At 35.4% G+C, this 636-nt stretch carries 1 protein-coding gene; it reads right to left on the reverse strand.

The window, feature by feature from the left end; translation table 11 throughout:
• Positions 1-27 precede the first annotated feature (27 nt).
• Complete coding sequence (locus HMPREF1117_RS10670; protein WP_000472384.1) at positions 28-507, reverse strand: hypothetical protein; 480 nt, start codon at positions 505-507, stop codon at positions 28-30.
• Positions 508-636: the final 129 nt, after the last annotated feature.

Genomic DNA, 636 nt, shown 5'->3' on the forward strand with positions numbered 1-636 from the left:
TTTTTTTAATCTTTTTTCAATTTATTTTTATACTCTCCTGATATCAAACTCTTTCATGACGAATCGTAACTCTCTTAAGATCCTTTGTCGTCCTCTGAAGCGTTCATCTCTCAATAATCGATCTAGTTCTGCTTGCTTCTCTTTACTTTGTTGGCTTCTATAGCTCCTTAACATCTCATGAAAAAGGTAATAGTCATCTAACCAGAGTCCTCCTGTACTTATCCGATGACTTATTTCTCCTATTTCCTCATAAGCTTCCCTGTCAAATCGCCGTTTTTGACTTTCTTGTTTTCGGATTATGTCTAATACCCGATTTCGAAACTTGGTCTTAAAGTATCGTCTTAAGCGTGGAATGTCTTCTACAAGGTCCTTCTCTTTACTAAGCAATTCATGTAAACATATCATCCCTTCTTGTTCCCAATCTGTTAGCTCCCATAAATGAAGATAATACTCATTTCTACACTTATACACAATCCCTTGCACTTCTTTATATAAACCTTTAAACATAAGCTGTCTCCTTTCTGATAGTACTCTACCATATTCAAGAAGATCTTTGCAGCTTTTCCCTCTTCTGTCTCTTTCTTACTCCTAAATGTATTTAAAAAGAGAGGCAATGCCTCTCTGAGTTATAATTCT

Source organism: Streptococcus sp. SK643 (assembly GCF_000259505.1).
In the GTDB taxonomy this organism is placed as follows: Bacteria; Bacillota; Bacilli; order Lactobacillales; family Streptococcaceae; genus Streptococcus.